This window comes from Phaeodactylibacter sp., from assembly GCF_040219495.1.
Lineage (GTDB): Bacteria > Bacteroidota > Bacteroidia > Chitinophagales > Saprospiraceae > Phaeodactylibacter.
On sequence record NZ_JAVJSK010000017.1, the window covers coordinates 1 to 15,100 of the forward strand.

At 50.0% G+C, this 15,100-nt stretch carries 14 protein-coding genes; 3 read left to right on the top strand and 11 right to left on the bottom strand.

Annotated features, from left to right (window positions below):
- Positions 1-198: 198 nt before the first annotated feature.
- Complete coding sequence (proC, locus tag RIC19_RS03120) at positions 199-1,002, bottom strand: pyrroline-5-carboxylate reductase (RefSeq protein ID WP_350176739.1); 804 nt, start codon at positions 1,000-1,002, stop codon at positions 199-201.
- Between the two features lie 190 nt (positions 1,003-1,192).
- Between proC and RIC19_RS03125 the strand changes: the two genes are divergently transcribed.
- The gene (locus RIC19_RS03125; protein WP_350176741.1) at positions 1,193-1,801 is read left to right on the top strand and encodes a YceI family protein; all 609 of its coding nucleotides are present in this window, start codon (positions 1,193-1,195) and stop codon (positions 1,799-1,801) included.
- A 329-nt stretch (positions 1,802-2,130) separates the two neighbouring features.
- Here RIC19_RS03125 and RIC19_RS03130 read toward each other — a convergent pair whose 3' ends face one another.
- The 5 genes from RIC19_RS03130 to RIC19_RS03150 form a co-directional block, all read right to left on the bottom strand.
- The gene (locus tag RIC19_RS03130; protein WP_350176743.1) at positions 2,131-5,274 is read right to left on the bottom strand and encodes an ATP-binding protein; all 3,144 of its coding nucleotides are present in this window, start codon (positions 5,272-5,274) and stop codon (positions 2,131-2,133) included.
- Between the two features lie 62 nt (positions 5,275-5,336).
- Entirely contained in the window at positions 5,337-6,596 is a 1,260-nt protein-coding gene (locus tag RIC19_RS03135; RefSeq protein WP_350176745.1) for a hypothetical protein, read from the bottom strand.
- Positions 6,586-7,140, bottom strand: coding sequence for an RNA polymerase sigma factor (locus RIC19_RS03140; RefSeq protein WP_350176747.1), 555 nt, complete (start codon positions 7,138-7,140; stop codon positions 6,586-6,588). Before RIC19_RS03140 ends, RIC19_RS03135 begins: the two co-directional genes overlap by 11 nt.
- Position 7,141: 1 nt before the next feature.
- Entirely contained in the window at positions 7,142-7,747 is a 606-nt protein-coding gene (locus RIC19_RS03145) for an outer membrane beta-barrel protein (protein ID WP_350176749.1), read from the bottom strand.
- A gap of 38 nt (positions 7,748-7,785) precedes the next feature.
- On the bottom strand, positions 7,786-9,063 hold the full coding sequence (locus RIC19_RS03150) for an LVIVD repeat-containing protein (protein ID WP_350176751.1): 1,278 nt from the start codon (positions 9,061-9,063) through the stop codon (positions 7,786-7,788).
- 112 nt (positions 9,064-9,175) lie between these two features.
- Here RIC19_RS03150 and RIC19_RS03155 point away from each other — a divergent pair, with 112 nt between their 5' ends.
- Positions 9,176-10,579 (top strand): alpha/beta hydrolase-fold protein, encoded by a 1,404-nt coding sequence (locus RIC19_RS03155; RefSeq protein ID WP_350176753.1) that lies wholly within the window; start codon positions 9,176-9,178, stop codon positions 10,577-10,579.
- Positions 10,580-10,866: 287 nt separating this feature from the next.
- On the opposite strand, the gene RIC19_RS03160 is transcribed toward RIC19_RS03155, so the two are convergent.
- From RIC19_RS03160 to RIC19_RS03175, 4 genes are all read right to left on the bottom strand, one after another.
- Positions 10,867-11,253: a hypothetical protein gene (locus RIC19_RS03160; RefSeq protein ID WP_350176755.1), complete on the bottom strand. Its 387-nt coding sequence runs from the start codon at positions 11,251-11,253 to the stop codon at positions 10,867-10,869.
- An 848-nt stretch (positions 11,254-12,101) separates the two neighbouring features.
- Positions 12,102-12,317, bottom strand: coding sequence for a hypothetical protein (locus tag RIC19_RS03165; protein ID WP_350176757.1), 216 nt, complete (start codon positions 12,315-12,317; stop codon positions 12,102-12,104).
- Between the two features lie 42 nt (positions 12,318-12,359).
- Positions 12,360-12,608 carry a cold shock domain-containing protein gene (locus RIC19_RS03170; RefSeq protein ID WP_350176759.1) on the bottom strand — a complete coding sequence of 83 codons (249 nt, stop codon included), beginning with the start codon at positions 12,606-12,608 and terminating at the stop codon, positions 12,360-12,362.
- A gap of 13 nt (positions 12,609-12,621) precedes the next feature.
- Entirely contained in the window at positions 12,622-12,798 is a 177-nt protein-coding gene (locus RIC19_RS03175) for a hypothetical protein (RefSeq protein ID WP_350176761.1), read from the bottom strand.
- 287 nt (positions 12,799-13,085) lie between these two features.
- Between RIC19_RS03175 and RIC19_RS03180 the strand changes: the two genes are divergently transcribed.
- The gene (locus tag RIC19_RS03180) at positions 13,086-13,337 is read left to right on the top strand and encodes a hypothetical protein (RefSeq protein ID WP_350176763.1); all 252 of its coding nucleotides are present in this window, start codon (positions 13,086-13,088) and stop codon (positions 13,335-13,337) included.
- Here the strand turns inward: RIC19_RS03180 and RIC19_RS03185 are convergent.
- On the bottom strand, positions 13,334-15,004 hold the full coding sequence (locus RIC19_RS03185; protein WP_350176765.1) for a formate--tetrahydrofolate ligase: 1,671 nt from the start codon (positions 15,002-15,004) through the stop codon (positions 13,334-13,336). The genes RIC19_RS03180 and RIC19_RS03185 overlap by 4 nt on opposite strands.
- Between the last annotated feature and the right edge of the window lie 96 nt (positions 15,005-15,100).

Here is a 15,100-nt window from a genome sequence, read left to right on the forward strand (position 1 = left end):
ATGAACCCCGCAGAAATGCGGGGCAAGCTCTGACTTCCTCACTAAATTTTCATTTAGCCCGCTAAACTCAAATTTAGTGACTTTGCCAGAACCATAAATCCTTGATTTTCATGACGAAACCGCTCCAAACATGCTCTAAAATGGCCACGAAGGGTAGTTTCTTTGCGTGGCCATTTCAATTCTTCTGCCCTGTAAGATTTAATTCTTCCCCAGTTCCACTGCCCGTTCCAGTGCGGCCTGTGCGCCCGCGATAATATCGTCACGGACCAGGTTTTTATCGTAGGAAGCCAGGGCTGCCTCTGTAGTACCGCCCCGGGAGCAGACTTTTGCTATCCACTCCTCACAGGTGAAGTCGGTTTTGTTGAAGAGCTCAATTGCACCCCGGAAGGTTTGACTCACGAGCAGCTCCGACTCTGAGTAGGAAAAGCCCATACTACGGGCAGCGTCCATCATCGACTTCATAAAGAACCAGACGTAGGCCGGGCCGCTCCCGGAGATAGCCGTAGCAGCGTCAATGGCTTCTTCTTTTTCCACGTAAACGGTTTTGCCGGTAGTGTTGAGCAGGTTTTGGACCATGACGAGCTCGATCCGGGTGACGGCATCGGAAGAAGTGAAAGCCGTCATGCCCATACCGATTTGTGCCGGCAGGTTGGGCATGGCGCGGATCACCTTCTCTGCCCCCAGGCTTTCCGATATTGTAGATATTTTAACGCCTGCCATGATGGATAAAAACACCTGCTGTGTATCAATCAGCGGGCTGATATGCTCCAGGAGTACCGTTGCGTCCTGAGGTTTAACCGCAAAAATGACGAGGTCGGATTGCTTGATGCAGTCCTCAGCGCGGCCGTATACCGTACCGATGTCTTTCTTGGCCAGCTCCGCTGCTTTTTGCGGGGACTTCTCCAGGATCATCATGTCTTCTTTGCTGGTAATGTGGGAGCGGAGGAAACTCTGGGCGTAGGTCAGGCCCATATTCCCACCACCAATGATCAGTATCTTCATAAAAATTAGAATTAATATTTGTAGTCAGGGCGGGGCGTAAAGCTACGATTATTAAGGCGATTGGAAGAAATTTTCATTTTAATGTTGCAACTTCGATCTAAGTCTTCTATATTTGTGCCATTCAAAGTTTAAACATTAATAGGGTAACGCTGTTATCCACTTTATAAAACAACAATCAAACCAAACCATTATGAAAAAGGCAAGTATTTTCTCTGTTATGCTGGCAGCCATCGCAATGATCGGCATGAGTTTCACTAACCCGGTAGAGGGCGAAAAAGAGCGCCGCACGATAAGCGTAGCGGAAAGTGACATCGTATGGAACGGCTACAAGGTGACCGGTTCTCACACGGGCAATATTCAACTTAAGTCAGGCGAACTGGAATTTGACGGGGATAAGCTCACAGGCGGCCGCTTTGTGATCGATATGACCTCCATTTCCAATACAGACCTGGAAGGCGAGTGGAATCAGAAGCTGGTGGGCCACCTGAAATCAGCAGACTTTTTTGGTGTGGAAGACCATCCCACTGCAAGTTTCGAAATCACTCAGGTGGTTTCCCGTGGTAAGCCGGGAGAGTACAAGATTGTAGGTGACCTGACCATCAAGGATATCACCAAAGAGATTAAGTTCCAGGCTGATCTGGAAGACATGGGCGATAAGGCGAAAGCGGTAGCTGAAGTGGTTGTAGACCGCTCTGAGTTCAACGTGCGCTACGGCTCGGGCAGTTTCTTTGACAACTTGGGCGACAAGACGATTTACGATGAGTTTGACCTTCAGATTAATCTGGTGGTGAACAAGTAACCGTCCATTGCTCAGCGCGTGTTTCAATTGCGCTGGAAAACATGCTGGCATCAGGTCAGAAAGGGGGAGGCAGCGTTAGTTGCCTCCCTTTTTTTGAGGGTGTTGGGAATTTAGTAATCAGTTTGTCCAGGTGCACCGGGACACTTTCCTGCCTGTGTCTCGTCGCCTGTGGGCTTTGGCCACCGGAGACCGAAGTGTTCGACACGCAGGCAGGTTTGATTATACTTCGTCCCGAAAATCCTTCCTGCAAACTGCGGGACAGGCTATTCAGCTATGGCTAAACTCTGGTTTTCGTGCCTCGTCTAAACAAAAAATGGTTGGTTTTCGACTTAGAAGCCAAAAGTCCCAACACGCTCTAAGTTCGTTTGTAAGGAGAAGTAGAAGGTTGCTCCCTGTCCTTCCGCTGAAGACAGCCCGATTTTCCCACCCTCTTCTTCAATGATTTTTTTGCAGATCGCCAGTCCAATACCGGTTCCCGGATAATCGTTGCTGGTATGGAGGCGCTGGAAAATCTTAAAAATCTTTTCCTGGTACTCAGGGGCGATCCCTATGCCGTTGTCCCTGACGTAAAAGCAGGTTTGACCTTTATACTGTGTGGTGCCAATCTTTACTTGCAGTGGGCGGTCCGGATGACGGAACTTGGAAGCGTTGGACAGCAGGTGGTAAAAAAGGAGTTGCCCATTCTGTGTATTAATCCAGATTTGGGGCAGCGGTTTTTTTAGTTCAATAGCGTTTTCATCCTGTAATTCAGGGAGATGGGTAATAGCATTTTGAACGATATCGGCTACCTCCTGCCACGTTCTCTCCTGGGCATAAGACGTAATTTGAGAATAAGCCTGAAGGTCGTCAATCAGCTTTTCCAGTTGCTGAGTCCCTTTCACTGCAAAATCGATGAATTCCAGTTCTTCCGCGTCCAGTTTCTTTTTGGCACGGCGGCGCAGGAGTTGCACAAATCCGGAAATATTGCGTAAAGGGGATTTCAGGTCATGAGCAGCAACGTAGGCGAATTGGTTCAGCTCCTGATTGGACCTGCGGAGCTTGATATTAGACTCTTCGAGCACCTGATTTTGTGCCGTTAGCGCTTTGGTCTTGTCCATTACCAGTTGATTGAGCTCCCGGTTTTTTACTTTTCGGTTTTCGTTTTGCAGCAGGACCATCAAAATCCCGAACCCGAAAATGATGAGTAGCCAGTAAAAGATTGGAGACTGCATAAAGGGCCGGTCGATCTTGAAGTAAAAAGGAGTGCTGATCTGGCTTTCGAGCCCTTTGTCGGTTATGGCTTTCAGCTCAAAAGCATAGCTGCCCGGCTGCAGGCCAAGATAGCGTACCTCTGGCGTTTTGGTGGCTTGCCAGTGCTGGTCGAGCCCCTTTAGCCTGTAGAGGAAGGTAGTGGTATTTCGGTCCTGATAATTGAGGGCCGCAAATCTGAACCGGATATTGTTCTCATCTGCACTCAGGTCAGCTACTGCCGCTGCTATCACTAACGAGTCATTCACTTCCGGCGGGTAGAGCACTAGTTTGGGTGGATTGGAAACCTTAATAATTTCGCTGGGTTTGAAATACATCAGGCCTTCGTTGGTTGCAATGAATACCTGGTCTTTCCACACCGTCACATCATTGATGCCATTGGAAAGCAGCCCGTCTGACTTGCTGTACGTGATGAGCGAAGCGTCGTTCATATTGAAGGAAGGGGATGGCCAGTGAGATAAGCCTTTATTGGTGCCGACCCACAAATCACCACGGTCATCCTTGTAAAGCACGTTGATGAAGTCACTGGCCAGAAGGTTGTCCTGATTGAGGAGCCGGTACTGATTGTTTTTGATCAAAATCAGCCCATCACCTCTGGTGCCCAGGCAGATTGTACTGTCTGCCAAAATAACAAGGTCGACGACCTGTGTGGAGAAAACAGGGTCCCGTTCTTTCCAGTAGACCGTGTCCGTGGGCGTAATTTGCATCAGCCCTTCGGCTATGGTGTGCGCCCAAATGTGCCCGCTGTAGTCCATACCACTGGCATAAGACCGTCCATCAATAACTTTTTCGATGTCGTATGCCATGCGGGTCTTTGGATTCTGGCGATAGGGGAAAGCCGGGAATGCCGCTAGTCTTGAGGCCGCAATTTTCCAGACCGCTTTGTGACTGGATATGAGCAATTCACCTGTTGGGCCCAATTTCAGGTTCTTAATAGATTCCCCCAGGAGCAGTTCTTCTTTGCCCTGGTAATAATGGATCAACCCGATGTCAGTAGCCAAAAAGTACTGGTCCGGGCCGGTGGTTATAATTTTTAAGATCCGGTTGGTGATGGAGAAGTTCGGTTTGTCTTTCAATTGATGGCGATTTACCAGCGCCACTTCTCCGTTTTGATCGGCTTCAAAAAATTCCAGAAGGTTACTCCGGTTGCCGGTAATTAAAAAGCTTTCATTAGCCACCAAGCTGTTAATCGTATTTTCAGAAAGGCCGTTTTCTTTTTGCAGCACATGTATAGCGCCAGCCTTCCTGGGCAGGAAAAAGAGCCCGTTGCCGAGTGTGGAAATCCATAGATTGCCTTCCCGGTCTTGCAGGGCACTTGCTGGTTGCAGGCTTTTCAGGAGCGTTTTTTGATAAACGGCCAGGGTATCTTCCTGTAGTTTGAAAATTTCAATGCCGTTCCGGGGTTGTACAATCCACAGTTGGTCACCGTTCAGAATGATTTGGCTGGTCAGGTCTCTTCCTTTAATGAGGGTACGAACTACGCCAGTATCCGTATTGATGACAACAATATTGCCATTAAAGTGGCAATACAGGTACTTGCCCTTGGAAGTTTGGTAGAAGAAGAAGATTTCATCGTTGGGTTCTCCAATCTGGAAACGTTTATTGATCTGATTGCCAGCAATTTGAAGGAGTTCGATCTTGCGCCCTTTCTTTTTTCTCATCATCCAGGGATCACTCTGATGCTCAAAAACCCAGTACTCAGTGTCATTATCCAGCAAGATCGAAGGGTTCACCGGCTTGCGGAGCAGGGAGTTGTGGTCGAGCAGGAAAAGTGCATTATAGCGGGAGATCCAGAGCGAAGAATCGTCCTGTACAAACTGATGGTCGATATAACTGGAAAAATCAGTAGAGGAAACGGGCGCCTGATGAATCTTGAAATCGGGCGTGATGTAAGAGAGTGGCCCCAAGGTATTGACCCAAAGTTTACCATTCACATAGTCGGTGTCAATAATATCATTACCAGGCAAGCCATCCTTAGTGGTCATGGTATGGAAGGCATAGCCGTCGAAGTAGGCAAGACCAACGTCTGTAGCTATCCAGATGAAACCAGTACTATCCTGTTGGGTACTGTAAATGACCTTAGAAGGGAGCCCGTCCGCAATATCAAAATGAATGAACTGTTGCGTACTAATCTGGCCAGATGACGGATAGCAGACTAGCAATAGCACAAACACAAAAGTATACTTAAGAAGACTAAAGCCTTCTTCTAGCTTAGGCGTATTCATTATCGTCAGGGTCTCCGGATTTCTGAGCCAGAAAGGTATGGAAGATATCCTTCAGACTGAACTTAAAAATGTCTAAAAAGTGACAGGGAAATGTTGTTGTTTATACTGGTTGGGTTGGTGGCTTCAAGGAAGTTGCCGAACGGGGCCTGATACCGGAGCGTTGTAGCCAAATTGCCGTTGATGCGGTAACGGATTCCGGCAGCCCATCCGGTATTCCATCGGGCGAGCCCGGTAGCAGAGGTAAAATGACGAGTGCTGTTGAGTGCTGTCCGGTCTGCCTGACTGCCATCTGTCCCGCCACCACTATTGGTCTCTAAGTTTTCAGCCCAGGAGTTTTTTTGCCTGGCATTCACCAGATAGGCGGAAAACAGCCCTCCTTCAAGCCCTAGTCTTGGTGTAACCTGATATCCTGTATACAGTGCCATGCCAGCCAGGTGCAGGGTCTCAACAGCAGCACTAAAAGTAACCAAAGTAGCGGGAGCAGGAGCCGCTGCCATCGGTCTGACCGAAGCGGCGAATTGCCTTTCGTCTACCTGCTGATTGGCAGCAATTTGTAGATAGGACAACTGAAGGCGCCCGTACCATTTTATGCCCGGTGCCTGCCAGGAAAGGAAGGTGCCTGCTTCAAAGCCGGCAGTAGGTTGTTCCGGGCCATACAGGCCACTGAGCAGGAGTCCAACCCCCCATCGGCTGCGGGTTGCTGTGGGGTGGCTGCGGAGCGTGGCAGAAAAATCTGCAGGGTGTTGTTTTGCCTTGAGGAGTGTAGGGTAGGGCGTTGCCAGAATGCGTGCCGGGGACAGATCCGTAAGGGCATTTGCGGGTGGTTGGGCCTTGGTATTTCCGGAGGCAGCGACTGCTGTTGTTCCAGGCTCATCCCTGGGCTGTTCTACTGCGGTGGACTGCGTGGCAAATTGGGCCGGAGAAGGCGGCGTTTGCACTGTTGCGGTTTGGGTAGGCATTAAATCAGCAGGAGGAGGGGGCACGGCTTGTTGCTGAGGAGCTAAGGCCTCTGCTGCAGCGGGCCGTAGGGTGCGCTGATCAGCAGCCGGCGGGGCGACCGCACCAGAGCTTGCTAAAGTTGGGGCAGCCCCACCTTTTACCGGTACGGGGAGTTGCCCGACAGCTTGCATGGTGGCGCCAATGCCCTGTAACCACAGGAAACCTATGCTCAGCACGACCATCAATAGCGCTGCTGCCCACCAAGGCCTGGCAACGGGGCGGCGGTTTGGAACAGGCATCTCCTGATCAAGCAATTGGCTCATGCCTGACCAGCCTTCTTCCACCCATTCCGGATTCACTTCCGGTGTATTGTTATCCTGCATGGTTATAATGCGTTCTGATTAACTGTTTCAATCGTTTTCGGGCATTGGAAAGATGCCATTTAGAAGTGCCCGTGCTAATGCCGAGCTGTTTGGCAACTTCCACATGCGTGTAGCCTTCAATGGCGTACAGGTAAAAAACTTCCTTCGTAGCATCCGGCAAATAGGAGACCAGCTTGAGGATGTCTTCCAGGTAAAGCTGGCTCAGGGCGTTGTCTGGCGCCGGCCCATCCCGTTCTTCGAGATCGAGAAAGTGGACCTGATTGTTGTGCTTCTTGAAGTAGTCGGACAGGCTGTGGAAAACCAGCCTTCTGATCCAGCCCTCCAATGAACCGCTGAACGAATACTTTTCCAGCTTTTTGAACACCCTCAGGAAACCCGTATTCAGGATTTCCAGTGCCACCGATTTATCCTGGGTATAGCGCAGGCACATCCGCATCATACTGTTGAAGTACTTGCGGTAGAGCATCTCCTGAGACAGCCGTTTGTTGTTCAGGCAGCCTCTGACCAGCTCTTCATCGGTATATGCGGATGCATCCTTCGCCATACTAAAATTTAACACCTAACTGTAGGTGGATACGCCGGAATCTAAGTTGCTGAATTTCCTTAGAGTCCGTCAGCCACCAATTTGCAATATCATAAGTCGACTCTGCGGCCTGGTATTGGTACCCCAAACTTATCAAAAGCCCTAACTCCTCATGCACAGGGATCTCAATACCCACAGCGCTGTTGGCGTTGAAACCGCCCCTGGCATCTACCAGCAGAAGATCCTCTTCCTTTCGGTTGAGTGCCAGGCCATACCCCAGGGCAATTTGCCCGAAAGGGCGGACACGCCCGGCAGCCGGTATATATCCTTTGAATACTGCCCAAAAGGGGAAGTAACTGTACCCACTGTTGAAACGATAAGTTTGGGCACCCAAGCCTGCACCTATGGCAAGATAAGGGTTTATCCGGTAGGTGCCAATATATTGCAGGGATACCCCGTTTTGCACTTCCTGCCCATCATTTCCAAACAGGTTGCCGTACTGCACCTCGTGCTGCAGGTGGGGCCTGAATACTTCCTGTTCGCCGACCCCTGCGGTGGCCTGCGCCTTAACCAATAATGGCGTAAGGCTTAGAAACATCAACAGCAGGGCGGCTTTCCATGGCTTCATGTGGTGCATTATTTTAGAGCTGCTATACATAGTATCTCTTACAACGATAAAAGGTTACTGAGCCGGCGTGGTGCAGCCGGGTCTGAAATATCGTACTGATACAGTCCATCTTCGCCGATCACAATAGCCAAATCGCCCTGCAGGGTGATGATATCGTAGGCCTGGAAGCCTGTCATTTTTCCAATTTGGTTGCTGCCAATAGTTTCGGGGTTAGTAGCATCAAAGATTTTGACGCCTTGCTCGTTTTCACAAATGTACAGGGCATTATTCAGCTTAGACAAGCCGTGCGGATTGTGCATCTCAAAGCTTTTGATGAGCACGGGATTGGTAAGCGAGGTGATGTCTACCACATCAAGCTGGTTCGTAAAAGTCTCGCACTCCTGCCCGTCGCGCAGGGTCACATAGGCTGTATTCCCGTCTACAAATACCGGGTCACAAGCTGTAGCGTGCTGGAATAGGGATAGTTGGACCGGCGCAGTAGGCACGCTGTTGTCAAAGATATACATCCCGTTGTTGGCACCAATGAATAGCTTATCACCGTATGGGAACAGGGTTTCTATGCCCCAGCCGACGTTTACGGTAGTGAGCTTTTCGGGTTGTTTGGGAGCTGCGAGGCCAAAAACATGCAGGTTGTATTCATCTACGACATAAAGGTGGTCCTGTGCAAGGGTGAAACGGGCCATAGAGCCGCCCACGCCTACATCCTGTGCCTGCCCGGAAGACTCATTCGAAAGGTCGAATGCACCGCCGCCCGCAGCCACGTCAATAAAAATAGTGCCGCCTCTCCGAAAAGAGACCCCTGCGTATTGGTCACAAGGCACTTCTTCGGTCACGGGTATTTGGTCGTAGCGGATCAGATAGCCGAGCTCTTCATCGTAGCCCTGATGGGGGATGGCATCTTCGGTACGGCCAGCAAATACCGGGCTCTCCGGGTTGGTGAGGTCTATGGCAACAAGGTCTACGTAGTTATCAGCGTAGAGCATATTGCCCCGCACCGCCATATCTACATTGCCCGGGATTTCCACGAAACCGATAGGCACAGGGGAGGACGGGTTGCTGTTGTTGATGATGTGGACTCCTTCCTCCCGCTCGTTAATGAGCAAAATATCCTGGTAGACGTAAATTTTACCGGGGTTTTCCAAATGGCGCGGCGGTTGGTATTCAATAGGGAGCCGGAAGTTTTCCGGCTTGGCATATACGGGCTCGAACCCCTGATAGACCACGGTGGCTTCACAGCTATCCTGCACACAGGAAGGCAGGGCGAGCGACAAGCTCAGCAGGCCGATGAGATAATAAAAAGTCGGGAAATTTTTCATGTGAATCATTTTGTGAAAAATAGAATGGATCTATTCCCGATGACTTCCAAAAAGCCAGACGAGCAATATCCGATGAAGGGTTGGGTGAAAGGTGTATATTTGCCAAAAAAAAATGAGGCGTTTATTCCTTGCTACTGCTTTATGGATTGCGATTGGGCTTACTGCAATTGCGCAGGTGACCTTTACCATCACGGAGGTGCCCGGCAATACACCTGCAGGGGCGACCATCTACGCAGCCGGTAACTTCAATGGCTGGGATGAGGGGGCTTCGGATTTTGCGTTGGCCGCGCAGCCTGATGGTACCTACACACTGACTTTCGAGCCGGAGCCCGGCACGCTCATGTTTAAGTTCACGCGTGGCAGTTGGGCCACTGTAGAGGGGAATGCCGATGGAGGCTTTCTCCCCAACCGCTCGCTTGAGTATCCGGGGGGCGTACTGGAAGTCGACCTGGAAATTTTATCCTGGGAGGGTGACAGCCCTGGTAATTCCACTGCCGCAGATAATGTAACGGTTATTGCAGAGGACTTCTACATGCCGCAGCTGGACCGGGACCGGCGGATTTGGGTTTATCTGCCACCGGATTACAATAGCTCGACCGCGACGTATCCGGTCCTGTACATGCAAGATGGGCAAAACCTGTTTGATGCTGCCACTGCTGCTTTCGGGGAATGGGAAGTCGACGAGTCGCTGAATACGTTGTTTGAAGAGGGGGATGCCGGCGTGATCGTGGTGGGTATAGATAATGGCGGCAGTTCCCGCCTGGACGAGTACAGCCCCTGGGTAAACCCCAGCTATGGTGGGGGAGAGGGCGATGCTTATGTTGACTTCATTGTGGAGACCCTGAAACCTTATATTGATGCGCAGTACCGCACTCGCCCGGAGCGTGATTTCACCGGCATCATGGGGTCTTCTATGGGAGGGCTGATTTCGCTGTACGCTGCTATCGAGCACCAAGATGTATTCAGCAAGGCAGGCGTGTTCTCGGCTTCTTTCTGGTTTGCGGACGAGTGCTATGCCCACGTTGGCAATCAGGGCAAGCAGGAGGATATGCGGATTTATATGATAGCGGGTGAGCAGGAAGGCAGTAGCGAGCAGCAGGTGGTCGATATGCTAGCCATGGAGCAGGCGCTTTTGGCAGCAGGCTTCTCGGTTTCAGAAATTAATACGGTGGGGCACCCGGACGGTACGCATTCAGAATGGTACTGGAGGCGGGAATTCCCGCCTGCTTACGAATGGCTGTTTGCTGCGATAGCCAGTGACCTGCAGGAGGGCAACTTAAATATGGAGAGGGTAGAAGTTTACCCTAACCCCGGCAGCGATACCGTTGAGATCAGATGGGATTCTGCCGACCCCCTGAATATCCGGGTTTTTACAATGCAGGGCAAGCAAGTAAGGCTCATTCAGCCCGAGGGGCAGCAAATGAGCCTTACAGGGTTGCCCGCTGGCACATACCTGATCGGTTTTTATCTCGAAAATGGCCAGTGTGTAGGTACGAAACGACTGATACAGAAGTAGCTTACTCCTCAGCCTCTACTTCGTAACCACCAATTACTTCGTAAAGGCCGTTCTTTACCCGCTTTTCAAATTCCTTGCGGGGAACAGGCATTTTCCTGTTTAAAGTTGTCAAATGTACAGTCACTGTCTTTGACGTTTCTTTCAATACTTTGACTTTGATGCTGCGATCTATCATAATAACTATCGATTAAAATTGTTGAAGAAAGTAGTTGAACCGGTATCTCAGACCCTATTGCGCATTCGCTTTTGGAGCGGATGCCGGCAGATTTCGTTCTGAACAACGCGCTCTAAATGTTGATCAGCGTTGCGTTAATATCATGCTGTTTGATGAGCCGGTCTGCGAAAGCCCGGTGACCATGCGGGGTGAAGAGAAAAAACTTCCCCTCTTTGATAGAGGCCACCCGGTCGAGCAGCTTCCATTTGGTAATGAGGTCCTGTTTGTTGTCCGACTTCATGGCAATTTCGAAGTAGCATTTATTACCCCTCATCACGGCTGTAATGTCTGGCGTGATGTAGGACTCCTCCTCGTCTGGAGAAGCAGGTGGCTGCTTAAAAGAACTCGGCTTTTCAATCTCCTCATTTTCCACATTCGCCTTTACCCTGGAGTAACCTCTTTGCTTGACCCAGGTAATGGCTTTTTCATAAACTTTATCATCTTTCTCAGAGGTAACCATATTGTGGAGGCTTTAAAATTATTGAACAATAGCTCTGTAAGAGTGTATTGAGACTTTAGAGCGTGTTAGGGGTTTACACTTCGGGCTGCTCTTGTCAAATTTTGTCCTGCTCTTCGTTGTTCTCCCGCCTGCCATAGTCTTGTACGGTCTCCGGTGGCCAAAGCCCACCGGCGACGGGGCACGGACAGGTCGGTTACGTAGCTAAGGCTATGTGATTCAAGAATGGACCCCTTTAATCCCATTCTTAAAGGTATCACGCCTTGATCAGAACAAAATTTGGCTGCATTCGCTCCAAAAGTAAAGTCCCAGTACGCTCATAAGCGCTCTATCTGTAAAACCTGACAGGAGACGGAAAGTGCGATAAGATCAGCAATACTTTATAGGGGCACGCCATTTACCTGTGTTTTGTTTATACTGCAAAGGGAGGCTTGAGGTTGCAATAAAGTATGGCAGATTTGGATTTTGACTAATTATAGTAAGCAGGGGTGCGCCCCTACAGGACATCAGCTTCGCAATAAAGCTATAACAGCGTTTATGAACGTGATTTTTTGGTAGCCCCTGAATCACCTTTGCATCACTTCGATCCATGTCTTACACAAAAGGCACCTTCATAAACACTGTAATAAAGAGTCAAAATTTCTTCTTTAGTCTACCCTAGATTTACAAACGGGCGCTGTTTTCTGTCCGGCGCTAGCCTGAAGTGCTTTTAGGCTGGCAGGCTGAGCGTGAATTTGAGCAGGTTTGCGTTGTAAATCAGCGCTTTACGAACCATAGCATTCGATTTTGCGGTCATTTAATTCATTAAACATCCTGCAAAACCTGGTCAGAGCCATGGAATCGTTGATCGTTTAGGAAGCTACTGCTGCGGGCACAGAGTTATCTGTGAATTTTTTGCCATCCCACTTTCCGAGCCATTCGATCTCTTTACCTGCTTTTTGGTATTTCTTAAAGGTAGAGATCGCGGCATCCTTCGATTTCCGGAATATGGTGATATTATTAGGTACTGACTTTATGGTAAAATAGTATTTGCCTTTACCCATTGCAAAGTTCTTACGCAATTTCATAATGATAGTTTAGTGAAAAGATAGGTTTGATTTTCAGGCTCCCTAGCCTTGAAGCAATCTGACTTTCCGGGCTTCCAGCCCTTTATCACTGGCTTCTACTTCAAAAGCTACTTCGTCGCCCTTAGAAATTTTGTCTTCAAGGCTGGTGACGTGGACGAAAACATCTCTATCCATATTTTCGGGCTCGATAAAGCCATAGCCGCGTTTGCGGTTAAAAAACTTTACTTTCCCTTTCTTTTCAAAAGATTCGTCCTCACCACTGAAGTAATTCACAACTTTTTTTAACCACATGGTATTCTTGGTTTTATACTGCAGATTTCATGAATTCAGGATTCAAAATCTCATACAGCCCCAGTTCTTCCCGGAGAAGGAAGGTGAATCTTGGCAGCTGAATTTGGCAATGTTGATCGAGAAAGAGCAACGTAATATATTTTGCGCCAGCTTCGATGACTTGTACCCTGCGGGTTTTTATTTTTGCCATGAAATTTTTCCCAGTTTTTATGTGTCTTTCTGTTTAAGATGTAGAGATGCCGATCTGCGCCATTTTTTTGGGAGTACCGCTCCATGATTAAAGAGTGGGGTTGCCCGATTGTTTTAAAAAACTGGCTGTCAGATAGTTAGTGATAAAAGGCAAGAAAAACCTAAAAATTGCACAAACTTTTAAACAACTCACTACATTATTAGAAACTGCTTTCTCCAATAAATAGTTCAATTCGGGATCGATCAGGGGCATTATTCCGTTTATCTTTGCAAGCTAACAAAGTTCCGATGTTCACTATTTTTATTCTTATCGCTGCCTATATCGTCTACCGGGCTGTCCGGCAGATCCTTCGCGTGTATGAGTGCCCGTCAGATGAAATCCTCACTGCTTTCTGGCGGGGTAAGCTACGGGCGGGCAGTGAGCCCCACCGACAGCTGATTACCCACCTGGGCACCTGCGAACACTGCCAGGAACGCCTGCACCTACTGCGCAAGGGCCTGCCGTTGGAAGACCATCTGATTGACGAGGGGCAAGATTAGAACAATCCTGAAATCACGCCTTCGTCATCAATATCTATATTCAGGGCAGCCGGTGTGGCCGGCAGGCCCGGCATGCGCATCATGTTGCCGCTAAGGGGCACCAAAAAACCTGCCCCGGCGGCAATCTCAATACCCCGGATGTGGAGGGTGAACCCTTCTGGCCGGCCAATTTGCTTAGGGTCGTCCGAAAGGGATTTCTGCGTCTTGGCAATGCAGACCGGAAGGCCTTCCAGTTCTAGTTTTTTGATGCGCCTCAGGTCGCGTTCTGCTTCCCGGCTGTAAGCGACGTCCCTGGCTCCGTATATTTTGGTAGCAATGGCCTCAATTTTGGCTTTGACCGGTAGGGACCAGTCGTAGAGGGGCCGAAAGTTGGATTTGGTGTTATCGATCAGCTCGACTACAGTTTCAGCCAGAGCTTTGGTGCCTTCGCCCCCTTTGGCCCAGCCATCGGAAAGGGCTACTTTTACGCCTTTGCGTGCGCAGGCTTCTTCAATCGCAGCCAGCTCTTCCGCGCTGTCCTGTACGAAGCGGTTGATGGCCACTACGACCGGGAGCCCGAACTGTTGTAAATTCTCGAGGTGTTTTTCCAGATTAGGCAAGCCTTTGATGACGGCCTCTGGGTTGGGCGCTTTCAGATCGGCTAAAGCTACGCCGCCGTGGTACTTGAGTGCCCGGACGGTTGCGACCAGTACCGCTGCCCGGGGGGCAAGGCCCGCGCTTTGGCATTTGATGTCCAAAAATTTCTCCGCTCCGAGGTCGGCACCGAAGCCGGCTTCCGTCACGGCGTAGTCTGCCAGGCTCATGCCCATGCGGGTCGCAATAACGGAGTTCGTCCCTTGTGCGATATTAGCGAAGGGGCCACCGTGCAGAATCGCCGGAACGCCCTCCAGTGCCTGCACCAGGTTTGGCTTGATGGCGTCTTTGAGCAAAGCCGCCATAGCCCCCTGTGCGCCGAGGTCGCGCGCGTAGACGGGCTCACGGCCGTAGGTGAACCCCAGGAAGATATTGCCCAGCCGCTCCTTTAGATCGGTGCGGTTTTCGCTTAGGCAAAGAATAGCCATGATCTCGGATGCAGCGGTAATGTCGAACCCGGTCTCACGGGGCAAACCATTGCCCGTGCCGCCCAGCCCTACGATGACCTGCCGGAGGGCACGGTCATTCATATCCATCACCCGCTTCCAGAGCACTGTACGCGGATCGATACCGAGGTTGTTTTGTTTGCTTTGTATGTTGTTGTCAAGGAGCGCCGCTAATAGATTGTGTGCCTTTTCAATGGCGGCAAAGTCTCCCGTGAAGTGCAGATTGATGTCTTCCATCGGCAGTACCTGTGATTGCCCGCCGCCGGCCGCTCCGCCCTTGATACCAAAAACTGGCCCCAGGGAAGGTTCCCGCAGTACGACAACCGCCTTTTTTCCGATGTGTTGCAGTCCCTGACTCAGCCCAATAGATACAGTCGTTTTACCTTCTCCCGCCGGGGTGGGGGAAATGGCCGTGACCAGGATCAGTTTGCTTTGCCGGGCCCGTTCGGGATGGATAAGGGAGAGTGGGAGTTTGGCTTTGTGGTGGCCGTAGCGCTCCAATTGGGGCTCCGGAATACCGAGCTGTGCGGCGATTGCTCCAATATCCTGAAGCTTTGCCTGCTGAGCAATTTCAATGTCTCTATTCATGTGGTTTTATCTGGTTTGGTCTTGGTTCGGTAACGGATGGGCATTATCCACATTTACGATAGCTTTTTCAATGATATATCTCAACAAAAAAGCCCT